The sequence below is a fragment of the Streptomyces sp. NPDC050388 genome (assembly GCF_040655635.1).
GTDB lineage: Bacteria > Actinomycetota > Actinomycetes > Streptomycetales > Streptomycetaceae > Streptomyces.
The window spans coordinates 76,108-101,821 of the sequence record NZ_JBFAKH010000005.1 but is presented as its reverse complement, the minus strand read 5'-3'; the positions used below and the strand labels follow the sequence as shown (position 1 = coordinate 101,821).

Below are 25,714 nucleotides of genomic sequence, written 5' to 3'. Positions count from 1 at the left end.
GTGGAGCGGCGACTTATCCGAGAGCGCTGTCCGCCGCTGCTTCACGCAGCTGCGAGAGGCTCGCTCCGGGATTCGTCACGATCTTGAGCAGCAACCTCTCATAGGTGGCCGCCATTTCCTCGATCGTCTTCCTGGCGAACAGGTCGGTGCTGTACTCCAGGTATCCGTGCAGTCCCGCGGGTGTCTCCCGGACGACGAGGTTGAGGTCGAACTTCGCCACCCCGCTGTCGGTCCGCAGCGGCACGAACGCCAGGTGCCCGGCCTCCTCGTCCCGCGGTACGGGTCCGGCCGCGGGCACCAAGTTGAACATGACCTGGAACAGCGGGGAGTGGGCGGGGTCAGGTTTCGGCGCGAGCTCCCGGACCAGGTCGGCGAAGGGAACGTCCTTGTGCTCGTGGGCCGCGGCCGTGACGTGCTTGGCCTGTCCCAGCAGTTCACCGAAGCCCTGTTCGGCGGTCACGTCGAGCCGTATCACCAGTACGTTGATGAAGTAGCCGACGAGCCGTTCCAGTTCCGGCAGGGGCCGGTTGGTGACCGGGGAGCCGATCGCGAGTTCGCTGTCCGACGTGTACCCGCCGAGCAGCGCCGCGTACGCCGACAGGAGCGTCATGTAGAGCGTGCCGCCCCGCTCCTGGCTGAAGCGGTGGAGCTGCCCGAGGACCTCCGCGGGGACCTTCAGCTCGACCGACGACCCCTGGTACGACTTGACCGGGGGCCGCTGGTAGTCGGTGCGCAGCGACACGCACGACGGCAGTGCGGCGAGCTGGGAACGCCAGTACGCCTTCTGCCCCTCGCGGGTCGCCTCGTCCACGGCGCGACGCTGCCAGTGGGCGAAGTCCGGGTACTGCACGGGCAGTTCCGGTAGCGACGGCTCCTCCCCCCGGCTCAGTGCCCGGTAGGCGGCGTTCAGTTCGGCCACGAAGATGCCGGTCGACCAGCCGTCGAAGATGCCCCACGGCCGGGTCACCACGGCGACGTGCTCGTGCTCCGAGAGGGTCAGGATGTGGACGCGCAGCATGTGCCGGTCGTCCGGGCCGAACGGCCGTGCCCGCTCGGCTCGCAGCAGTTCGGCGACCGCGCTGTCTCCGGTGACCTCCTCGAAGGCCACAGAGAAACCGGAGACGTCGTTCACGCGCTGGGTGAGGGAGTCGCCGCACCGCACATAACTGGTGCGCAGGATCGCGTGGCGGGCGACGAGCGCTTCGAACGCGCCCGCGTAGGCCCGGCGGTCCAGCAAGCCGATGATCCGGTAGGCCATCTGCACGTTGTCGTACGCCGACCCCAGGTGCTCGCGCGGGTTGAGGAACCACAGTTCGCTCTGCTGGAACGAAAGCGGGATCGCCTCAGCTCCGTCGGTGACGGGCAGCAGCGGAACGCTCCGCGCCGGGGTGGTACTCGGCGCGGCGTCCAGTGCCTCGGCCATCTCGCCGACGGTGGCGCCGGCGAGGATCACCTGGAGCGGCAGCTCCTTGCCGGTCTCCTGCTTCACCCGGATGGTGAGCCGGGTGGCGAGGAGGGAGTGGCCGCCCAGGTCGAGGAAGCTGTCCTGAAGGCCGACGCGCTCCAGCCCGAGGACATCCTGGACCAGCCGGGACAGGGCGAGCTCGGTGGCGCTGTGCGGTGCGACGTACACCTCCTTGTGCACATCGGCCTCGTCGGGCGCGGGGAGCGCCTGCTTGTCGACCTTGCCGTTGGGGGTCAGGGGCAGCTCTTCGAGTGCCACGAAGACACTGGGCACCATGTACTCGGGCACCTTGCCCGACAGGTGCTCCTTGAGCGTCCTGGTCATCTCCTGGCCGGTGCGGGCGATCTGCGGGACGTTCGCCAGGTACGACCGGCGGTAGTCCTCCCGGGCCCGCGCCCGGGGCGGCTCATCCTTGGCGATGATCACGTCGAGGCCGTCCAGCCGGTCCTGGGACCAGGTCACCGCGACGTGGTGGCCGAGTTCCTCGGCGTACCGGAGTACGGCTTCGAGCTCCCGCACCTGCGCGGCGGCGGCGTCGGAGAGACGTGAGGCGCCGGTGAGGGGCTCCACCTGCGTCTGTGCGGGCCAGCGGGTCAGGCCCTGGATCATGCGGACGTCGTCGGTGACCTTCGGGTTGACCAGTCCCGTTACGCCGAAGCGGCGGTGCGCCCCGTCCTCCAGGAGGGTGCGCAGCTCATCGGGGGTGGTGGCCGTCAGCCACGGCAGGTCCTCGGGCGGTGCGGCGGCGCTCTTCGTCAGGACGACGTCGTAGCGGTAACTGAGCATCTCGTTGTCGCCCAGTCCGCGCTTGACCGTGAGGTCGACGGAGCCGATCTGCGGGAAGCGCTCGGGGAGCCCGATGAAGTAGCTGGGGCTGACCAGGAGTTCGGTCTCCTGCTGGCGGCGGCGCTGCACCTGGCGGGCGAGCGTGCCGGCGGAGGTGCGCACGGGCAGCCGGCTGCGTTCGACGGCTCCGACGTGCGCGGAGAACAGATCGAGGTTCCTGACGTCCCCGATCATGATCCGGCCGCCGTCCGCGACGAGGGGCAGCAGGCGCTCGATCACCTCCTCCAGGTACAGCCGGTTCGGGAAGTACTGCACGACGGAGTTGACGACGACGGTGTCGAACTTCTCCGTCCCCGGGGGCACGGTCACGGACCGGGCATCGCCCTGGCTGAGGGTGACGTGTGACCAGCCCCGGCGGTCGGCCCCGCGGCGGACCCCGGCCAGGGCCGAGGCGGAGATGTCGAACGCGTGCACCGCTTCGCAGGCTTCGGCGTAGCGGAAGAGGAGGAGCCCGGTTCCGCAGCCGACCTCCAACAGGCGCCGGGGCCGGAACGCTTCGATCTGCCGGACCGTGCCGTCGATCCATTCCTCCATCTCGGCCTCCGGGACGGGCTCCCCGGTGTAGCTGCTGTTCCAGCCGATCAGACTGGGCTCGTCGACGGCGTCGTCCTCGTCCGGTTCACCGGAGTACTGGTCCTCGAAGAGCTCCTGCCACTGCTCGAGGCGTTCGGCGTTCTGGTCCCGGGCGGTGGCGTCGAGCCATTCCGCCGTGGGCCGTACGTACGCGACGAGCCTCTTGGTCTCGCCGGTGGCCTGGGTGGTGACGACAGCGCTCTGTACGGAGGGGTGGGACAGCAACGCGTTCTCGATCTCGCCGAGTTCGACGCGGAAGCCCCGCACCTTCACCTGGTTGTCGACGCGGCCGATGAACTCCAGGGTGCCGTCGGGCAGCCATCGCGCCAGGTCGCCCGTGCGGTACAGCCGGGCGCCGGGCTCGTCGGCGAAGGGGTCGGCGACGAACCTGAGCTCGGTCAGCTCGGGGTTGCCGAGATAGCCGCGTGCCACGCCGGGACCGCCCACGCACAGTTCGCCGACGACGCCGCACGGCACCGGCCGCAGGCCCTCGTCGAGCACGTACGCGGTGGACCGGGCGATGGGTTTGCCGATCGGGATGACGGAGTCCTCGGCGATGTCCCGGGGGATGACATGGCAGGTGGAGGCGATGCTGTTCTCGGTGGGGCCGTAGGCGTTGACGACGGTCAGACCGGGATGCGCCCGGTAAAGCCGGCGTACGTCCTTCGCGGAGAACGCCTCGCCGCCCACGCCCAGGTACTCCAGCGGCAGGCGCCGCCCCTGCGCGGCCTCCGCGAAGGCCGGGAGGAAGGCCGCCGACAGAGCCATCATGGTGACGCCCGAGCGCTCCACCCGGTCGAGCAGCTGGCCGACGTCCTTGGAGTCGCCGTCGTGCAGGACCAGCCGGCCGCCGGACAGCAGCGGACCGAGGACTTCCTGCGAACCCACGTCGAAGGAGATCGACGAGTGGTGGAGCATGACGGTGGCGGAGGTGGTCGGGAAGTAGTCGGGGTTGCGCACCAGGCGGACGACGCCGCGCTGCTCCACGAGGACGCCCTTGGGCAGTCCGGTGGAACCCGAGGTGAAGATGGCGTAGGCGAGATGGTCGGGGGTGAGCCCCAGCTCCGCCCGGGTCAGGTTGTGCTCCGGTCGGTCGGCGAGCACCTGGGTGCGGTCGCCGGCGCGTTCCCCGGTGTCCAGGTGGACGACCTGCGGGCGGCCGCCGTCCGCGGCGCCTTCGAGGAGTGAGTCCGGCTGGCTCGACTCGCTGAGCACGATGCCCACACCGGAGCTGGTGACCAGGGTGCGTATGCGTTCCTGGGGGTAGCCCGGGTCGATCGGGACGTAGGCCCCGCCCGCCTTGAGGACGGCGAGCAGCCCGATCACCATCTCCGGCGAGCGCTGCGCGCACAGGCCGACGAGGGTGTCCGGGCCCACGCCCTGTTCCCTCAGGTAATGGGCGACGCGATTGGCGCGGGCGTTGGTCTGCGCGTAGGTCAGCCGCCGGTCGCCGTACTCGACGGCGACGGCGTCCGGCCGCTCGCGCACCTGCTCCTCGAAGAGCTCGAACAGGCAGTGGTCGTCGGGGTAGGGCTTGGCGGTGTCGTTCCACTCGGTCAGCAGGCGGTGGCGTTCCGCGGGCGGGACGATGTCGATGTCGAGCGCCCGGGTGCGGGCCCCGTCGTCGTCGGCCAGCGCGGCGGCGATCCCGGACAGCGCGGCCTCCACGTAGCCCAGTACCGCGTCCGGCGAGAGGGTGGCGTCGACCTGCGCGTTCAGGGAGAGTTCGGTCCCGGTGTCGTCGACCGACACACCGACCGGGTAGTTGGTGCGGTCCAGGGATCCCAGCCAGCGGATGCCCAGGTCCTCCAGGGTGGCCGGGCCCTCGTCGCCCTGGCGGGGCTCGAAGTACCGGTAGTTGATCATCGAGCTGAACAGGGTGGCGTCGCTGTCCAGACCGCTGGACCGCTGGGCCAGGGTGAGCGCGCTCTGCTCGTAGGAGATCAGTTCCTTCAGCCCGGCGTCGACATCGGACACCAGCTCCTGGACGCTGCGGTCGCGCAGCCGTACCCGCAGGGGCAGGGTGTTGATGAAGTTGCCCAGCATCCGCTCGACGCCGGGGACGCCCTGGAGGCGTCCGGACAGGACGGTGCCGAACACCACGTCGTCGCGCCCGCTGGTGGCCGCGGCCACCAGGGCCCAGGCGGCGTGGAAGAGGCCGGCGGGGCTGATGCGCAGGCGCTGGGCCTGCTCGCGCAGGTCACGGGTCAGGCCGGCCGGGAGCGAGCGGCGCAGGTCGCGGACCCTGCTGCCGTCGCCGTGCACGTCCACCAGCTGGAACGGCGTGGTCGGCTCGGTGACGTCGCCCAGCTCCTGGTGGAAGAACGCCTGCGCGTCTCTGGAGGCCAGCTGCTGCAGGGTGTGGCCGACGAAGTCGCGGTAGGCCGGGGGCGGGGACAGCCGCTCCGGACGGTCGGCCATGTGGGCCGTCAGCTCGTCGAGGATGAGCCGCAGCGAGGTCGCGTCCTCGATGAGGTGGTGCACGCTCAGCAGCAGGTAGCGCTGTGCGGAGTGCGGGTCGGCGGCGACCGCGAGCCGCAGCAGCGGCGCCCGGTCCAGGCTCATCGCGCCCGGCCGGGACAACCAGGCGCGGGCCTGCCGTTCGGCGTCCTCGTCCGGGTCGAGGGTCAGCCGCTCGACCTCCAGGCGTACGTCGCGCAGCACGACCTGTACGGGTTCGAGCAGGCCCTCGGTGACCACGGCGGTGCGCATCACGTCGTGGCGGTCCATCAGCGCCTGGAGGGCGGCCGTGAAGGAGTCGCACACCTGCTGGTCAGACGCGACAAGCAGGATCGGGATGACGTAGGGGTCGTTCGCGGGATCCATCAGGTGATGGAAGAGGATTCCCTCCTGCGACGGCACGAGCGGGTAGATGTCCTGCACGTTGGACGCGCCGCCGGGCACCTTCGCCACGACGGAGTCGATCTCGGCCTGGCCGAGCCGGACCAGCGGGAGCATCTCCGGGGTGATCCGCTCGCAGCCGGGCGGGATCGGATTGTCCGGGACCTGGTAGGCGGGACCGCTGTCCGTCCCCCGGTCGATCTCGGCTGCCAGGTCGGCCAGCGTGGGGCTGTTGAAGATGCTGCGTACGGTGACGTCCAGCCCGTGTTCCTTGAGCCGGGCTATCAGGACGGTGATGAGCAGGGAGTGCCCGCCCAGCTCGAAGAAGTTGTCGTGGGCGCTGATGCGTCCCTCGTCGAAGCCCATCAGCTCGGCCCAGGCGGAGCTGAGGATCCGCTCGGTGGCGGTGCGGGGCGGCGTGTAGTCGCGCTGGGCGTAGGCGTCGATCCCGGGAGCGGGCAGCGCCTTGCGGTCGAGCTTGCCGTTGGCGGTGATCGGCAGCCGCTCCAGGGTCACGAAGGCGCTGGGGACCATGTACTCGGGCAGCATCCGCCGCAGGTGTCGCGCGAGTTCGGCGCGATGGTCGGGCTCTCCCGGCCTCTCGTCGGCGGGGTCGTCGGTCAGGACGACGTAGGCCACCAGTTGCCTGTCGCCGGGCTGGTCCTCACGGGCCAGCACGACACAGGAACCTACCGCGGGGTGTTCGGTGAGTCTCGCCTCGATCTCCCCGAGTTCGATACGGAACCCACGGATCTTGACCTGGTCGTCGTTACGGCCCAGATACTCCAGCGTGCCGTCCGAGGACCACCGCGCCAGATCACCCGTCCGGTACATCCGCGCACCCGGAACACCACAGAACGGATCATCCAGAAAACGCTCCGCACTCAACTCCGGACGATTCAGATAACCCCGCGCGACCCCCGCACCACCCACATACAACTCACCCACGGCACCCACCGGAGCCGGCCGACCGAAACGATCCAGCACATACGTCCGCAGATCAGGAATACGCCGGCCGATCGGACTCACCGACCGCTCCGCATCCCCCTCACCCAACAACCGGTACGTCACATGCACCGTCGTCTCAGTGATCCCGTACATGTTCACCAGCTCGGTACCACGATTCACCGAACGGCCCATCCACGGCTTCAACGACGCCACATCCAGCGCCTCACCACCGAACACCACCACACGCAACCGATGCGCCGCCGCACCCTCCCCCTGCGCGGCGATCAACTGCCGAAACGCACTCGGCGTCTGATTCAGCACCGTCACACCCGACGCACACAACAACTCATAGAACTCACCCGGACTACGAGTCACCGCCTGCGGAACCACCACCAGACGCCCCCCGTGCAACAGGGCGCCCCACATCTCCCACACCGAAAAATCAAACGCAAACGAATGGAACAACGTCCACACGTCCCGCGCACCGAAACGGAACCACTCGTCCGTCGCAGTGAACAACCGCGTCACGTTCCGATGCTCCACCATCACCCCCTTCGGCACCCCCGTCGAACCCGACGTGTAGATCACATACGCCAGGGACGACGACGACACACCCGGCACCGCGACATCGGAGGGATCAAGCCCCGCCCACCGGCCCGCGTCCCCCCGCACATCCACCACCGGAACCGACGGAACCTCAAGCCCCTCGGGCAGCGGACCATCCGTCAGCACCACACACGGCGCGCAGTCCTCCAACTGGTACCGCACCCGCTCCACCGGCGACGACGGATCCAACGGCACATACGCGCCACCCGCCTTCAGCACCGCCAGAACACACACCACGATCAGCTCACTGCGCGGCAGACACAGAGCCACCAGCACATCCGGCCCCACCCCCAGCCCCCGCAGATACCGCGCCAGACGATTCGCCCGCTCGTTCAGCTCCCCGTAGGAAACCGAACGCCCCTCGCACTCCAGCGCCACCGCGTCCGGCGCCCCCGCGGCGACCTCCTCGAACCACTCGTGGACACAACGTCCCCCCGGCCCCGCACCCGGACCACCATCCGAAACAGAATTCCATTCCACGAGGACCTGATGCCGCTCGGCCTCGTCGAGGGTGCTGAGCCGGGAGATCCGCTGCTGCGGTTCGGCCACGACGGCACGGAGCAGGGCCGTGTAGTGGCGTACGAAACGCCGGACGGTCTCCCGGTCGAACAGGTCGGTGTTGTACTCGACGGCGCCGATCAGCCCGTCGGGCGCCTCGCGCAGGTCGAGCGTCACATCGAACTTGGTGATGTCGAAGTCGAACTCGATGAGGGAGACGTCGAGGTCACCCAGCCGTACCTCGCTGTCGACCTGCGCCTCCTGGAGGACGAACGCCACCTGGAAGACCGGTGAGTGGCTGAGGCTGCGCTCCAACTGGAGCGCGTCGACGACGGCCTCGAACGGCACGTCCTGGTGGCTGTACGCCTGCAGGGCGATGTCCTTCACCCGCCCGAGCAGCTGGGTGAAGGACGGGTCACCCGACAGGTCGGCACGCATCACCAGGGTGTTGGCGAAGAAGCCGATCAGGCCCTCGGACTCGATACGGGTGCGGTTCGCGACGGGAGTGCCGATGGGGATGTCGGTCTGTTCGCTGTAGTGGTGGAGCAGCAGCGCGTAGACCGACAGCAGCGTCATGTAGAGCGTGACGTCGTGCTGTTCGCCGAGCGCCTTGAGCCGCGTCAGCAGGTCCTTCGGGAGATGGAAGCGCTCGTGCGCGCCCCGGTACGTCTTGACGGCGGGACGCGCCCGGTCCGTCGGCAGCGACAGCTGGGGGTCGATCCCCTCCAGCTGCTGCTTCCAGTAGTTCACCTGGCGGGCCTGGACCTCGTCGACCAGCCACTGGCGCTGCCAGTGCGCGTAGTCCGCGTACTGGATCGGCAGGGGTGCGAGCGGCGACTCGGCACCCGCGCAGAACGCCTCGTAGAGGGCGACCATCTCGCGGAAGAAGACACCGAGCGACCAGCCGTCGGACACGCTGTGGTGCATGGTCACGAGCAGGACGTGCTCCTGCTCGGACCGGCGCAGCAGGCGCACCCGGATGAGCGATTCGCGGGCGAGGTCGAACGGCTCCACGGCCTCGCGCTCGCAGATCGACGGGAGCTCGGCGGGGTCCGCGAGCTCCTCCTGCGAGACGGTGAAGTCGCTGCCGTCGCCGATGTGCTGGTAGGGCACTCCGTCCCGCTCCACGAAGCGGGTGCGCAGGACCTCGTGCCGCTGGACGATCGTCTCCAGGGCGCGCAGCAGCGCCGGGCGGTCGAGCGGCCCGCGCAGCCGCATGGCCATCGGGATGTTGTAGTACGCGCTGGTCCCGTCGAGCTTGGCCAGGAACCACAGTCGCTGCTGCGCGAAGGAGAGCCGGACCGGACCGTCCCCGGTGCGGGGGTACGGGCGGATGGCCTCCAGCGCGGAAAGGTCGACGCCCTGCTTCTTGAGCATCGCGATCAGGGCGCGCTGCTGCTTGGCGGGCAGGGACTTGATCTTTCTGATCAGTTCCAGCGAGTTGTCGTTGTTCGTCGTGTTCATGTTCGGCCCCGTGGTCATTCAGATCTGGCCTTCCAACGCGTCCAGCTCTTCTTCGCTCATGTTCTCGATGAGGCCGATGCTCTTCAGGATCGTGGCCATGTCGAGCGCGCCCTCGGCCGGCGCCATGGGAGCACGCCGTTCCAGCTCGGTGGCCATTTCGGCGAGTGTCGGCCCGTCGAAGACGGCCTGGATGGGCAGTTCCGCGCCGGTCGTCTGCGCCAGGCGGTTGACGAGCCGGGTCACCAGCAGCGAGTTGCCTCCCAGCTGGAAGAAGTTGCTGTGGGCACCGAGGTCGTTGACGTCCGTATGCAGGAGGTCCGCCCAGACCGCGGCGACGGTCCGCTCGGACTCGGTGCGCGGGGCGACAAGCTGCTCCGCATTGTGGTGAAGGCTCTCCGGGGCGGGCAGGGCACGGTGATCCAGCTTGCCGTTCTGGGTGAGCGGCAGTTCGTCGAGCAGGACGTGGGCGGCAGGGACCATGTACTCCGGCAGCGCCGCACGCAGGGCGCTCTGGACTTCCCCGAGCAGCGCGGCGGAGCCGGACCAGCGGGTGCCGGCCGTGGACGGCTCGTCGATGTCGGCGACGAGCTGCGCCTCATCGGCCCGGCGCGCGTAGACGTTGTAGAGCGTCGTGTTGCGCAACAGCCGGTTGTCCTGCTCGCAGACGACGTCGTAGCCGAGGGCCTTCAGGAGAGTGACGACCTTCTCCAGCTGGCCGTTGACATCGTGGAGCTCCACCACGAGCTGGCGGATCTTCGGCCAGTCCCGCCAGTGGATGCCCTTGAGCACTTCGTACTCGGCGTTCTCCACATCGATCTTCAGGAGGTCGATCCGGTCGATCGCCTCCTCCTCGATGATCTCCGAGAGGGTCCTGAGGCTGCAGGTGAACTGCTCGCTGTCGAGCCGGGCGTCGACCAGTTCGGCGACGAGCTCGTCGCCGGTTGCCGTGCCGCCTTCGCCGTCCGTGGCCAGTTCCTCCTGGTTGCGGAGGTAGGAGCGGACCATCTCGTGCGCCTGCTCGGCGGTGGTCACGCTGGATGAGATGACGGTGTTGTGCCGGTAGAAGGTGAAGGTCTCCTCCTTGGTCTCCGCGGCGAGACCGCACGCGTAGACCTTGGCGTCGAGGCCGTGGAGTTCCACATTGCGGCGCAGCGAATCGAACACGGGTGGGATCGGTTCGAAAGCGTAGATCTTCGCGTCGGGGCAGCGGCTGCCGACGAACAGCGTGAACATGCCGATGTTGGCACCGACGTCGAAGATGCGGTCGCCGTTGCGGATGGTGATCCCGTTCCGCAGGTATTCGAGATTGGTGAAGATCTCCTCGTAGACGAATTCCGTCTCGCTCTTGTTCTGCTGGAAGACCGTCATGCCATTGGGCAGTTCATAGGTCTGCGCGAGCACTTCGGGCTCGGTGCGACCCAAGCGCAGCAACTCGCGGACGGCGGGTGCCCGCTCGGCCGACGGCACCAGATAAGCGACCAGACGGCGGTCCTGGTCATCGTATTCGCGTACCACGACGCGGGCTTCCTGGACCGCGGGGTGTTCGGTGAGTCTCGCCTCGATCTCCCCGAGTTCGATACGGAACCCACGGATCTTGACCTGGTCGTCGTTACGGCCCAGATACTCCAGCGTGCCGTCCGAGGACCACCGCGCCAGATCACCCGTCCGGTACATCCGCGCACCCGGAACACCACAGAACGGATCATCCAGAAAACGCTCCGCACTCAACTCCGGACGATTCAGATAACCCCGCGCGACCCCCGCACCACCCACATACAACTCACCCACGGCACCCACCGGAGCCGGCCGACCGAAACGATCCAGCACATACGTCCGCAGATCAGGAATACGCCGGCCGATCGGACTCACCGACCGCTCCGCATCCCCCTCACCCAACAACCGGTACGTCACATGCACCGTCGTCTCAGTGATCCCGTACATGTTCACCAGCTCGGTACCACGATTCACCGAACGGCCCATCCACGGCTTCAACGACGCCACATCCAGCGCCTCACCACCGAACACCACCACACGCAACCGATGCGCCGCCGCACCCTCCCCCTGCGCGGCGATCAACTGCCGAAACGCACTCGGCGTCTGATTCAGCACCGTCACACCCGACGCACACAACAACTCATAGAACTCACCCGGACTACGAGTCACCGCCTGCGGAACCACCACCAGACGCCCCCCGTGCAACAGGGCGCCCCACATCTCCCACACCGAAAAATCAAACGCAAACGAATGGAACAACGTCCACACGTCCCGCGCACCGAAACGGAACCACTCGTCCGTCGCAGTGAACAACCGCGTCACGTTCCGATGCTCCACCATCACCCCCTTCGGCACCCCCGTCGAACCCGACGTGTAGATCACATACGCCAGGGACGACGACGACACACCCGGCACCGCGACATCGGAGGGATCAAGCCCCGCCCACCGGCCCGCGTCCCCCCGCACATCCACCAACGGAACCGACGGAACCTCAAGCCCCTCGGGCAGCGGACCATCCGTCAGCACCACACACGGCGCGCTGTCCTCCAACTGGTACCGCACCCGCTCCACCGGCGACGACGGATCCAACGGCACATACGCGCCACCCGCCTTCAGCACCGCCAGAACACACACCACGATCAGCTCACTGCGCGGCAGACACAGAGCCACCAGCACATCCGGCCCCACCCCCAGCCCCCGCAGATACCGCGCCAGACGATTCGCCCGCTCGTTCAGCTCCCCGTAGGAAACCGAACGCCCCTCGCACTCCAGCGCCACCGCGTCCGGCGCCCCCGCGGCGACCTCCTCGAACCACTCGTGGACACAACGTCCCCCCGGCCCCGCACCCGGACCACCATCCGAAACAGAATTCCAGTCGACCAGCACACGCCTGCGCAGCCCGGTGCTCAGCACGGGCAGCTCCAGGGCAGGCCCCTCGGCCGACTCGTCCCCGGCGAGCGCGTCGATCAGGTTCGCCATGGCGGTTTCGAGGTAGCCGATGACGAGTTCGGCATCCTGCGCCTGGTCGATCTGGGCGTCGAGCGAGAACGAGTGGCCGAGGTCGTCGACCGAGAGGGCGACCGGGTAGTTGCTTCGCTCGATCACGCCGGCCAGTGACCTCACGCCCGCACGCTCCAGCTCGGAGTCGTCGATACGGTCACCGGACTCCAGGTGCCGGTAGTTCAGGATCGCGTTGAACAGGGGCGTCTCGCGGGGCACGTCGCTGTGGCTGTGGGCGACGGCCAGCGGGGTCTGCTCGTAGCGCACCAGCTCCCGCAGCTCCTGGTCGACGGTGCGCACCAGGTCGCGCACGCTCGTGCCGTCGAGGCCGACGCGCACCGGGAGCGTGTTGATGAAGTTGCCGAGCATTCGCTCGATCCCCCGGGGGCCCTGCAGGCGCCCGGACATCACCGTGCCGAAGACCACGTCGTCGCGTCCGCTGCACGCCGACACGACCAGCGCCCAGCCGGCGTGGAACAGGGTCGCCGGGCTGACTCGCAGCTCCTTGGCGCAGTCCCTGATCCGCTGCCCGAGACGACTGTCCAGCGGGCGGCGCAGGTCCCGTACGCGGCGTCCGTCGCCGTGCACGTCGTGCAGGCCGAACATCGCCGTCGGTTCCGTCACGTCGCCGAGCTGGGCGCGGAAGAAGCCCGCCGGGTCGAGGCCGCGGGCGCGGTGGCGGACGTGCGCGATGAAGTTCCGGTACGGCACCGGTTCCGCGAGGTCTCCCTCCCTGCCCGTCATGTGCGCGACCAGCTCCTGGAACAGGAAGCCCAGCGAGGTCGCGTCGTCGATGACGTGGTGGAGGTTGAGCACCGCGAACCACTCCGGGGTGCCTGGGTGCCGGGCCGCGCGGAGCCGGATGAGGGGTGCGCGGTCCAGCCTCATCGTCTGCGGCCGCGCCAGCAGCTCACGGATCTCTTCCTGGATGTCGGCGCCGGGGCGCACTTCGAACTCCTCCGGTTCGAGGTCGGCGTGCCGGACCACGACCTGCAGGGGCTGTGGCAGCCCCTGGGTCAGGATCGCCGTGCGCAACGCGTCGTGCCGTGCGATGACCTGCCGCAGGGCCCGTACGAAACCGTCCAGATGGGCCCGGCTCTCGAAGGAGAACACGCCGGAGAGCACGTAGGGGTCCCGGCCGCTCTCCTTGAGGTGGTGGAACAGCATCCCCTCCTGGAGCGCCGCCAGCGGATAGACGTCCTGGAGGTTGGCGGCTCCGCCCGGCACCGCGGCGACGACGGTCGCCAGCTCGTCCTCGGTCAGTGACACGAGCGGGAGCATGTCGGGCGTGATCCGGGTGCAGCCGACGGGGATGCCGTTCGGCGGGACGGTGAACGGCTCGGCAGCCGCCTCGCCCGTCGTCGGGTCGTCCTGAGCGGCGGTCGCGGCGGAGTCGATCGTGGCCGCCAGCTCGGCGAATGTCGAGGCGCCGAACACGCTCTGGAGGTCGCAGTCGAGTCCGCTGTCGGCCAGTCGGGCGGTCAGCTTGGGGATCAGCAGTGAGTGGCCGCCCAGGGCGAAGAAGTTGTCGTTCACACCCATGCGCTGCTCGTCGAAGCCGAGCAGGTCGGCGCAGATCGCGAGCAGGGCCCGCTCGGTGTCGGTGCCGGGGGCGACGCGCTCGCCGGCGACGCCGTACGCGTCGGCACCGGGTGCCGGGAGCGCCTTGCGGTCGAGCTTGCCGTTCGGGGTCAGGGGCAGTTCGCCCAGGTGGACCAGGGCGCTCGGGATCATGTACTCGGGCAGCGTGCGGCCGAGGTACCGGATGAGCTCCTCGTGGAGGTCACCGGTGTGTTCCCGGTCCAGGACCACGTATCCGACCAGACGCGGGTCGCCGGACCTGTCCTCGCGGGCCACTACGGCGCAGGCCCGGACGGCAGGGTGCCGCGCCAGACGCTCCTCGATCTCGCCGAGTTCGATGCGGAAGCCCCGCAGCTTGACCTGGTTGTCGATGCGGCCGAGGTATTCCAGGGTGCCGTCCGCCAGCCGCCGGACCAGGTCACCGGTCCGGTACATGCGCGCGTCGGGGTCATCGGCGTACGGGTTCGGGACGAACCGCTCACGCGTCAGAGCGGGGTTGTTCAGATAGCCGCGGGCCAGGCCGGCACCGGCGATGTGCAGTTCGCCCGCGCAGCCGACGGCCTGCAGCCGTCCGAAGTCGTCGAGCACATGGAGCTGGATGTTCTGGATCGGCCGGCCGATCGGCACGGTGCCGGCCGGCTCGGCGGAGGGCGGGCACGTCCAGTGGCTGACGTCGATGGCCGCCTCGGTCGGCCCGTAGAGGTTGTGCAGCCGTGCGCCGTGCACGGCGTAGTGCCGTGCGGGCAGCTCCGGAGGCAGGGCCTCGCCGCTGCAGAAGACCTGGCGGACGGAGGTGCACCGGGCCCAGTCGGCCTGGTCGAGCATCAGGCGCAGCATGGACGGGACGAAGTGCAGGGTCGTGACCCCGGCCGAGCGGATGAGGGAGACCAAGTGGTCGGGGTCCTTGTGCCCCTCGGGCTCGGCGAGGACCAGGCGGGCGCCCGTGATGAGGGGCCAGACGAACTCCCACACGGAGACGTCGAAGCTGAACGGCGTCTTCTGGAGCACCACGTCATCGGTGCCGAGGGCGTACTCGTTCTGCATCCACTCCATGCGGTTGACGGCCGCCCGGTGCTCGACCATCACGCCCTTGGGACGGCCTGTGGAGCCGGAGGTGTAGATGACGTACGCCAGGTGGCCGGGGTCGACGGCGGTGGTGGCAGGCGCTGCGGCGCCGTCGAAGACGTCGCCGGTCAGACGGCCCTCGGCGTCGAGCCGGATCACCCGGCCGACGCCGGACAGTGCGGACGTGTCGGTTCCGGTCTGGGCCAGCACGATGCCGGCGCCGGAGTCCTCGATCATGTACTGGAGGCGCTCGGCCGGGTAGCCGGGCTCGAGAGGCAGGTAGGCGCCGCCCGCCTTCATGATCGCCCACAGGCTGATCACCATCTCGAAGGAGCGTTCCATGCAGACGCCGACGACGGTGTCCGCCGTGACACCCCGGTGCCGCAGCTCACAGGCGACGGCGTCGATCCGCGCGCCGAGTTCCTCGTAGGTCAGCGTCCGCCCGCCCAGTTCCAGGGCGGTGCGGTGGCCGTGGCGGGCCACGGCGGCGTCGAGGAGGTCGGGCAGGCTGCGATCGTCGGAGTAGGGGCGACGGGTGTCGTTCCACTCGTCGAGCAGCTGACGGCGCTCCTCGTCGGACAGGTGCGATGCCTCGGAGAGCATCTGCCGGGGTTCGGACACCAGTGACCGCAGCAGGCGCCGGTAGTGGTCGAGGAACCGCTCGACGGCCTCGGCGTCGAAGCGCTGGGCATCGTACTTGAGGTGCAGTGTGTAGTCGTCGGCCGCGTTCTCGAAGACCTCCAGGTGGAGCTTGAACTCGCCTTCCTGGGAGATCCGGTCGACGAACCGGAGGGACTGGGCGAGGCCGAGGCCGCGAACCTCGTCCGTCACATGCATCATGCGCTTGTTCTGGAAGACGTACGAGACCTGGAAGACCGGCGAGTTGTCGGGATCGGTCCGCAGGCTCAGGTCCTGCACCATGCGCGGGAACGGGTAGGCGGCGTGGTCGAGGCCGTCGGCCATGACCAGCGTCAGCTCCCGCACGAAATCGGTGAACGGCTCGTCGCCGCTCACCCGGTGCCGGACGGGCACCATGTTGACGAAGTAGCCGACCGAGTCGTCGTAGGCGGTGCCCGGCCTGCCCATGGACGGGACGCCGACGATCAGGTCGCGCTCTCCGCTGTAGCGGTGCAGGAGCAGTTCGTACACGGCGAGGAAGAGCACGGCGGGCTTGATGCCGCGGGCGGTGCACAGGTCGCGCACCTCGACGGCGAGCTCCTGCGGAAGCGCGAGCCGGGCGGTCTCTCCGACGACGGCGGCACCCGGCGCGGGCGCCCGCTCGATGCCGAGGCGCAGCACGGGGAGGGGGCCCGCCAGGGTCTCCTGCCAGAAGGCGCGGTGGCGTGCGCCTTCCGGTCCGGCGAGGAGGTCGGCCTCCCAGCGGACGAACGCGTCGTAGTTGTCCTGTCGGCCGGAGGCGTCCTCCGGGGTGCGGCCCTGGAGCAGTGCTTCGTACGCCTGGAGGAGATCGCGCAGCAGGACGGGGGTGGAGGCACCGTCGAACACCAGGTGGTGGAAGACGAGCAGGACGAGGGTGTCGGGCGCGTCGGCCGAGCCCGCCGAGTAGACGAAGGCACGCGCCAGCGAGTCCCGGGCCAGGTCGAACGGTGCCTTGGCCTGCTCGCGCACGAGGGTGAGCAGGACCTCATCGGGGAGGCCGGGAGGCACCGACTGGTGGCGGAAGTGGACGTCGCCGGAGGTCCGTGGCACCAGGTAAGGGGTGCCTTCGTCCTCCACGACCACGCTGGACAGCGGGGTGTGGCGGCCGACCACCAGCTCGAACGCCTCCTGGAACACCGCTACGTCGAACGACGCGGAGGTGCGGAAGCAGACCGGGACGTTGTACACGTTCGAGTCGGGGCGCAGCTTGTGGAGGAGCCACAGCCCCTTCTGCCCTTCGGACAGGGGGTACCTGTCCGGGGCGTCCGTCCGGGACGCGTCCTGGAGCCGCTCGTAGAAGGCGAGCACGTCCTCGGCGGAGTAGATGCCCGCCTTGAAACCCGCCAGAATCTGGTCCTCGTTCACGCGCCCGGTGCTTCCTTCATGAGTGCCTTCAGGTCTTCGAGTCCGACGTTGCCCTGCCGGAACGCCTCCAGGGCCTTGGCCCTGGCTTCCCGTACGTCGTCGTGGGTCGTGTCGGGAGTGGGGGGTGCGACGGCCTCGGGTGCGCGTTTGGCGGTGAGTGCCGCCGTGATGCGCTCCAGGGTGGCCAGCTCCACGATCTCCCGGGTGGTGAGAGTGAGGCCGAGATCGGCCTCGACCGCCCGCTGGAGGCGAGCCCACAGGATCGAGTCGACGCCGAAGCCGTGCAGGTCCTTGTCCAGGGGGAGTTCGCCGGCGTCCAGCCCCAGCGCCTCGGTGAAGTAGTCCGCGAGGTAGCGGCCGATGTCCTCACCGGGGTCCTGGGCCCGGCTGGTGGCGGCGGACGAGGCGGTGGCCGCGGGGCGCACCGCTCCTGCTCCTGGCTCGGGCCGGGGCCCGGGCTGGAGCCGGGGGGCGCCCGGCCGGCCCGTGGCCGATGCGGCCTGCACCTGTGACGGCTGTGGCCTGCCGGTGTGCCCGACCCAGTAGCGCTTGCGACGGAACGCGGTCGTCGACAGCGCCACCAGGCGGCGGCGCCGTCCCTCGTACAGGTCGCTCCAGGCGACCCGGCCGCCACTCACCCACAGCGCGGCGAGCCGGTCCAGGTCGCCGTCGGCGAAGAGACCGGCGACGAACGCCTCGCCGTGGCTGCCCGAGAGCAGGTCCCCGAGGGGGCCCGCGCCGTCCTCGGCGTTGCCGAGGTGCAGCTGGGCGGGCGGCTGCTCGGACTCCAGGAACCACGCCAGCGTCCGGCGCAGTTCCGCGCGGGAGTCCACGACGAACGCGAGCCGCTCCGCCAGCGCGTCCCGCCCCACCTGGAGGGTGTGGGCAAGGTCCGCCAGGTCGAGGGAGTCGTCGCTCTCGACGAAGTCGTGCAGCATCCGGACCGTGGCGCGCAGCCGCTCGGGATCGTGCGCGGAGAGCACGATCAACTGCGGCTGCGTCGCGTGCGGGTCGGTTTCGGCGTTCCGCGCCGGATGGCCGTCGGCGGCCTCGGGCTCGGGGGCCTCCTCCACGACGATGCTGACGTGGCTGCCGCCAGCTCCGACGGAGTTGATGAGAGCACGCCGGGGGCTGCCGTCCTGTCCCTGGCGGGGCCGCCAGTCGCTCAGGCCGTCGCACAGCCGAAGGGGCCCGTCCTCCAGCCGCAGTTCGGGGTTGGGCGTGCCGACGGACACCGGCGGGGCCAGTTCCCGATGGCGCAGCTGCATGACGACCTTGGTGAGCTGGGCGATGCCGGAAGCCGCCTCGGGGTGACCGAGGTTGGCCTTCACCGAGCCGAGCGCGACGGGCTCCGTGACGGAGCCGAACACCTCACGCAGGGCGCTGAACTCGACGGCGTCGCCGAGCGCCGAACCGTTGGCCGCCGCCTCCACGTAACCGATCGTGGCGGGGTCGCTGTCGGCCCGCTCCAGTGCCCGCCGCATCACGTCCACCTGCGTCCTGTGGCTCGGCGTCATGAACCGGTTGGCCCGGCCGCCGTGCAGGGAGGCGCTGCCCTTGATGACGGCGTGGACGGTGTCGCCGTCCCTGAGCGCTGCTGCCAGCGGCTTGAGCAGCACCGCGCCCACCGCCTCGGCGGGCAGGTAGCCGTCCCCGTCGCGGAAGCTGCGGCTGCCCGGGTGGCTGCCCAGGAGCTGGGCCTGGGACAGGGCGACGTACTTGTCCGGGTGGACCGTCAGGTTCACGCCCCCGGCGATAGCCAGCTCGGTGTCGCCGCGCAGCAGATCGGCACAGGCCAGGTGGATCGCGGTCGCCGAGGAGGCGCACATGCTGTCCACGGCCAGGCTCGGTCCTTCGAGGCCGAAGAAGTACGAGACCCGGTTGGCTATGAGGTTGTACGAGGCGGTCGAGGTCAGCGCCGAGCGCACCACGTCCCCGGCCTCGGCCCGGTACATCTGGTACATCGAGCCGACGTAGACGCCGACACGCCGGCCATGGCGCCGCTCGATGGTCTCCTGGGTGACCCCGCTCCGCTCCAGGAGCTGCCAGACCGTCTCCAGGAAGAGCCGCTGCTGCGGGTCCATGGTCTCGGCCTCCCTCGGCGAGACGCCGAAGAGGAGCGGATCGAACTGGTCGATCTCGTCGAGGAACCCTCCCCACTTGCAGTAGCTCTTGCCGAGCGCGTCCCGATCGGGGTCGAACAGCTCCTCATGGTTCCAGCGGTCGGCCGGGACCTCGGTGACGCAGTCGTCGCCGGAGCGGAGCCGGGCCCACAGGGCCTCCGGGTCCGGGGCGCCCGGATAGCGCCCGCTGATCCCGATGATCGCGATGTCGTCGCAGGTCCCCTCCCCCGAACGGGCGGTGCCGCTGGCGGCGGTGCTGTCGCTGCCGCTGTGGTCGCTCGGGGGGCGGCCGGGGCGGGAGCGCAGTTCCTCCCTCACCGTCGGCGGAGCGGACGTCCGGGCGGCCGGGGGCTCCGTCGGCGGTTGTGTCGGGGCCTGCGGCCGTGCCTCCTGCCTCACGGAGCCTGCGTCGGCAGGGGAACCGACATCGGTGCCCGTGGAGGCGCCGGCGCCGGTCTCGCCGAACAGCTCGCGCAGCTCGGCCTCGTACTGGGCGACGAAGTACTCCGCCAGCGCACGGACCGTCTGCACCTCGAAGAAGAGCGTCTTCGGCAGTGTGCCGAAGGTCTTCTCCAACTGCGCGATCAGGTTCATCGCCACGACGGAGTCCATGCCGTAGCGCTCCAGCGGCGTGTGCGCGTCGAGGCGGTCGGGGCCGAGCTTGAGGGCGGCCGCCAGCTCACGGCGGAGGTGGCGCACGGCCTTGCCGTGCAGAGCCTCGTCATGCAGAACCTCGTCGTGCGGCGCCCGTTCGCGCTGGACCTGGTCCTGCGGGCCGCCGGCCTGCGCCCGCTCTCCGGTCAGGCGCGGCAGGAGTGCCTCCCGCTGCCCGGCCACGACCAGGAGTCGGCCGTCCCGCAGACCGGTGCCCAGCTCCGACAGACCGGTCCGCAGGGCGTGGAGCCCGCTCCCGGTGTCCAGCGGCAGGAGGTCCATACGCCGCAGCTGCTCCTCGGTCGCCTCGTCCACCCGCATTCCGCCGTCCGCCCAGAGCGGCCAGTTGACGGACAGGCTCCTGCCCTGCCGCAGCCCGGCGTCCGCGAGGCGGTTGCGATGGGTCGCGTAGGCGTCCATGAAGGCGTTGGCGGCCGCGTAGTCGGCCTGCCCCGGATTGCCGAGGGCGCCGGTCATGGAGGAGAAGCAGAGGAAGATCTCCAGCGGCTGGTCCCGGGTGAGCTCGTCGAGATGGACCAGCCCCGCGACCTTGGGCGCGAGAACCCGCCTCAGCTCCTCGGGCGTCTTCTTGATCACGAAGTCGTCGTGCAGGACGCCGGCGCTGTGCACGACGCCGGTCAGCGGGCCGTGGGTACGCGCGATGTGCTGGAGGAGACGCTCGACGGCGCCGCGGTCGGCGACGTCCATCCGCTGGTGGTCCACCCGCAGTCCCGCCGTCCGCAAGGCGTCGACGGCGTGCCGCTGGTGCTCGGTGAGCGCGGACCGGCCGGTGAGGACCACGGTCGCGCCCCCGGTCGAGGCGGCGATCTCCTCGGCGGTGATCAGGCCCAGGGCGCCGGTGCCGCCGGTGATCAGGTAGACGCCGCCCGCGCGCCAGGAGGACTCCGTCACCGCTCGGGGCGCGGCAACCACCTCCTCCAGGCGCCTGACCTGACGCCGACCGGCGCGGTAGCGCACCTCTGAGCTGTCGGCACCGGCCGGCTCGGCGCGCAGCCGGTCGGCGACCACGGCCGGTACGGCGGTGTCCAGGCAGTCGATCAGCCCGGTGCGCAGCTTGGGGTTCTCCAGCGTCACGGTCTTCAGCAGACCGCTCAGCCCGCCGAACACGGCCCGACGCTCGTGCTCGTCCTCGCCGGGGCCCCCGACGAGGACGACCTGGAGCAGCGCGGAACCGCGCACTCCGCGCTCCAGCAGAGTCCGTGCCCGTGCGAACACGCGCTGTGTCGCCGCCAGGTACTCGCCGTCCAACGGGTTGTCGTCCGCGAGCTCGACGACTTCGTGGTGCACCGAGGCGGGCAGCGCCGCCGTCAGCGCGCGCGCCGCCGCGCCCGCGAAGGCCCCGACGAGGACGACATGGTGCTCGTCGACGTCGTCGCCGGCCGTGAGGCCGGCGGCAGCCTCCTGCGGTTCCCACACCGGCCGCAACAGCAGCGGACGGCCTGCTTCCGAATCGGACGCGGACTCGGGGTCCGGCAGGATCGGGGTCGTGACCCCGGCCGCCCCGAGCGCGGACGTGGTCCTTGCGGCCGGGCCGTCGAGTACGGGCAGTTCCCGCAGGGCCAGGCCGCGCAGCTCCACGCAGATGTGTCCGTGCTCGTCGTACACGTCGATGTCGTACGTCCGCCCGCCTGAGCGGAGCCACACGTGGGCCCGCTCGGGGGTGGCGGCGTGGACCTGCACGCTGTCCAGGGCGAACGGCACCATCGCGGCCGCCGGGCGCGGCGCCGCAGCGTCGCGGCGGACCAGACCGATACCTGCCTGCAGGGCCCCGTCCAGGATGCTCGGGTGCAGGCACAGCCCCTCGGCCGCGGTCCCCACCCCGTCCGGCGTGCGCAGGTCGGCGAAGACCTGTGAGCCGCCGCCGACCGCGAGACGCTCGACACTCCGGTACGCCAGGCCGTAGTGCAGGCCCCTGTCGGCGAAGTCCGCGTACACCCGGACGCCGTCGAGCCGTTCCCCCGCGCACCGCGCCCGCAAGGCGTCCAGGGACACCTCGTACCGTCCGGGCGCCTCCTGGAGGAGGGTCGCCCGGCCTCGTCCGGCCAGTTCCTCGCGGCCGTCGTCGCCGGTGCCCCTCACGTACAACTCGTACTCGGTCTCGTCGTCCTCCAGCACCCGCAGCCGCAGATTCAGCACCAGCTCGCCGCCCTCCAGGGCGACGGGCCGCAGCCACACGATGTCGTGCAGCCGGACGCGGCCGGGCTCGGTCAGCTCGAAGGCCCGGGCGACGGCCTCGCGAGCCATCTCCAGCTGAGCCACGGCCGGGAGCACATACCTGTCACCGACGCGGTGGTCGTGCAGGAAAGGCTCCGAACCGTCGAAACGCGTACGGAAGGACAGCGCGAAGGCCGTCGAGTCGTTGCGGTGCAGCAGCGCGTGCGGGACCGCTTCGGACCGGGCGGACGTTCCGGTCGCGCCGAGCCGCGAGGCGGTGTCGACGTCGATGTCGACGTCGAGCCAGTGACGTTCACGGGCGAAGGGGTAGCCGGGCAGGCCGATGCGCCGGGGCCGCACCCCGTCCGCCGGGTACAGCCGCTCCCATGCGACGGCCTCTCCCCTGACCCATCGGTGCGGCAACCGATCGAGTTCGTTCGAGGACTCCGGGGCCTCGTCGCCCTGTGCGAGGGCGGTGTGGGTGTCCTGACCGGGTCGTACGCTTCCCTGGGCCCAGTCGCCCGGCCCGGCGGGGTCGGCGAGGAACGCGTCGAGCCGCTGCTTGACGGACTCCAGCGAGACCGCCGTGAAGGCCAGCCGTTCGTCGAGGGCGACGCGGCCGGTCTGCAGCGTCCACGCGAGGGACGGCAGGTCGTCGTCGGTCAGTTCCGCGACGCGGGCCCGAAGTCGCCGGGCCTGTTCCACCAGCTGCTCACCGGTCGCCGCCGAGAGCGGGAGCACGACGGGGCGGGGGCCGGACGCCCCGGCTGTACGCGCCGGTGTCTCCTCGTCCGTCCCCGGCTCGTACTCAGCGATGATCACATGGGCGTTCGAGCCGCCCGCGCCGAAGCTGGAGACTCCGGCGATGCGCGGCCCCTGCCACGGTTCCAGCCGCTGCTGGACCCGGAACGGCGTCCCGTCGAAGTCGACGTGCGGGTTGAGCGTGCTGGAGTGCAGGCTCGGCACGAGCTCGCCATGGCGCATCTGGAGCAGCACCTTGGTGACACCGGCGATACCGGCCGCGCTCTCGCAGTGGCCGATGTTGGACTTGACCGAGCCGATCGCACAGCTCCGCGGGGGCAATGCGCCGCCACCGGTACGCCGGAACGCCTTGACCAGGCCCGCGAGTTCGATCGGGTCGCCGAGCGAGGTGCCGGTGCCGTGCGCTTCGAGGTAGCTCATCGCGGCCGGGTCGACCCCGGCCCTGTCGAGCGCCCGGGCGATCACATCGCCCTGGGCGACCGGGCTGGGCACCGAGAAGCCGTGGGTCCTGCCGCCGTGGTTGAGCGCGGTGCCCTTGATGACTCCGTGGATCCGGTCGCCGTCGGCGAGGGCACGGGCCAGAGGCTTGAGCAGTACGGCGCCGACGCCCTCACCGGGCACGTAGCCGTCGCCGCCCTCGCCGAAGCTGCGGCAGCGTCCGTCGCTCGCGGTGAACCTGCCCTGGCTCAGCATCAGGTACTTGTTCGGATGGACGCTGACGTTGACACCGCCGGCGATCGCCGATTCGCACTGGCCGCTCTTGATCGCCTCACAGGCGAGGTGGATCGCGGTCAGCGAGGACGAGCACATGGTGTCGACGGCCATGCTCGGGCCGTGGAAGTCGTAGAAGTACGAGATCCGGTTGGCGATGGAGGAGGGGCTGCCCGAGAGCGCGACCTGGTGCCCGCGCGCCTGTGCCTGGGCTCCGTGCAGCTGGTACTCCTCGTACATCACGCCGACGAACACACCCACCTTGCCCGTCGGCACGACGGACGCCTCGGCGCCGCGCTCGGCGGACTGCCGGGCGAGGAGTTCACCGGTGTATCCGGCGTCCTCCAGCGTGTGGTGGACGCACTCGAGGAACAGCCGCTCCTGGGGGTCCAGGTACTCGGCCTCACGTGGCGAGATGTTGAAGAAGAGGGGATCGAACCGGTCGACGCCGTCGAGGAAGCCACCCCACTTGCACACGGCGTCACCGTGGTCGCGGTGGTCCCAGCGGTCCGCCGGGACCTCCGTGATGCAGTCACGACCGGAGCGAAGGTTCTGCCAGAACTGGTCCAGGTCCCCGGCCTGCGGATACCGACCGCTGACCCCGACGATCGCGATGTCGGTCACGGCGTCGGCCGAGCCGACCCGACCGGCCGCAACGACCGTGCCGAGCGGCGGTGCAGCGGTCTCCGAAGGCCGGAGGGGCGCGGCGGCATCGGCATCGGCGGCCAACGCGGTGTGCAGCCGTTGCGCGTATTCCTCCGCGAAGTGCTCGCTCAGCGCGCGGATGGTCCGCACCTCGAAGAACAGGGTCTTGGGCAGCAGACCGAAGGTGTCCTCCAGGTGGCGTGTGAGCTCCATGGCCATCATGGAGTCCATGCCGTAGTGCTCCAGCGGAGTGTCGACGTCCAGCCGTTCGGCATCGACCTGGAGCGCCGTGGCGAGCTGGCGGCGCATGTAGGGTACGGCGCGGTCGGCGAGCGGCGAGCCGCCCGGCGCGTCCTGGCCGGCGGGAGCCCCGGCAGGGGCGGGCACCGGCCGGGCGGGGGCCGTCGCGGGAGCGGGGGCCGGCTCGCCGGGGAGCACCCGTGCGCTCAGTCCGGTGAGCTCCACGCACACCCGCCCGTGCTCGTCGACGAGTGTGACATCGAGCTTGGCCGAGGTGTCCTCGGGGCGGGCACCGTCCTGGTACCTGATCCAGGCGTACGCGGTCGCCGGGGTCGCGGCGAGCACGTCGAGCTCCTGGAGCGCGAAGGGCAGCGCCGGCCGGGCCGAGCGCTCGTCCCGGCCGTCGGCCAGAAGCCCCAGGCCGATGGTGGCCTGCAGGGCTCCGTCGAGGATGCTGGGATGGAGGCCGTAGGGCGCCGCTCCGGCCTCCTCCGGGGAGTGCGGCAGACGCAGTTCGGCGAGCACCTGGGGCCGTCCGGCGGCGTCCGCGCCCACGCTCAGCCCGGCCAGCGAACGCTGCGCCGGCCCGTAGCCCATGCCCACCCGGTCGTACAGGTCGTAGATCTCCGCCGAGGAGAAGGCGGATCCGGCGCAGGCGCGGCGCAGTTCGCCGAGCGGGAGTGCCGGGCGGTCGGCCGGTGCGGCCGGCGAAGTCGCCCGGCCCTGGCTGCACAGGGTGCGCACGCCGTCGGTGTCGACGCTGTGGATGGTGTACGCGTACCCGGAGGCGGCCGCGCCCGATCCGTCGGTCAGGGGCCGCAGGCTCAGCCGCAGGTCCAGCCGGTTCTCGCGGCAGACCGCGGGCCGCAACCACACGATGTCGCCGAGGCGTACGCGCTCCGCGGTGCCTTCGCCCAGGGCGCGGACGACTGCCGCCCGCGCCATTTCGAGGTGCGCGGCGCCGGGCAGGACGGGGACGCCCTGCACCTGGTGGTCCCTCAGGAAGGGCTCGGTACCGTCGAAGACGGTTTCGTGCACCGGTGTGGGAGCGCCGTCCGTACCGGCGGCCGGTACGTCGCGGTGCAGCATCGGGTGCTCCGGCACGAAACGACGCGATGCCGAGCGGTACGGCGCCGAGGGGGCCTCCGACGTCACCGCGCCCTGCACGCTCCGCCCGGCCCAATAGCTCTCCTGCGCGAACGGATAGGTCGGCAGGGCCGTGCGCCTCGGCCGGGGGGCGGCCTGCGCATACCACCGCTGCCAGTCCACGGGGTGGCCCGCCACCCATCGGGCGAGGGCGTGGTCGTACTGCCCCGACGTGAGCCAGTGGTCCGCCTCGGCGAGTCGGCCGGCGTCGGGCCGAGCCGCCGCGGTCGCGGAGGTGCGCCGGGGCACCGTGCCCCGGTGCCAGCCGTCGTGGGTGTCCGGACTCTCGACGAAGGACGTGAGCCTGCGCTCCAGTTCCGTCACGGAGACGACGAGGGTGGCGAGCCTCTCC

The 25,714-nt window shown here is 70.4% G+C and carries 3 protein-coding genes (1 of these 3 cut by a window edge); all 3 read right to left on the bottom strand.

Annotation, left to right across the window (positions count from 1 at the left end):
- Window positions 1-13 precede the first annotated feature (13 nt).
- Tightly spaced (at most 18 nt apart), the 3 genes in view from AB0I73_RS04370 to AB0I73_RS04360 form a layout consistent with a single transcriptional unit that may run on beyond the window.
- On the bottom strand, window positions 14-9,241 hold the full coding sequence (locus AB0I73_RS04370) for an amino acid adenylation domain-containing protein (protein ID WP_363033631.1): 9,228 nt from the start codon (window positions 9,239-9,241) through the stop codon (window positions 14-16).
- Window positions 9,242-9,259: 18 nt separating this feature from the next.
- A complete protein-coding gene (locus AB0I73_RS04365) occupies window positions 9,260-16,906 on the bottom strand; it encodes an amino acid adenylation domain-containing protein (RefSeq protein ID WP_363033629.1) in 7,647 nt (2,548 codons plus the stop codon).
- A protein-coding gene (locus AB0I73_RS04360) for an SDR family NAD(P)-dependent oxidoreductase (RefSeq protein ID WP_363033627.1) crosses the window boundary here: on the bottom strand, window positions 16,903-25,714 show its 3' portion. 6,401 nt of this gene lie beyond the right edge of the window; the window shows 8,812 of its 15,213 coding nt (coding positions 6,402-15,213); its start codon lies off the right edge, out of view; the stop codon is at window positions 16,903-16,905. The genes AB0I73_RS04365 and AB0I73_RS04360 overlap by 4 nt, the downstream gene beginning before the upstream one ends.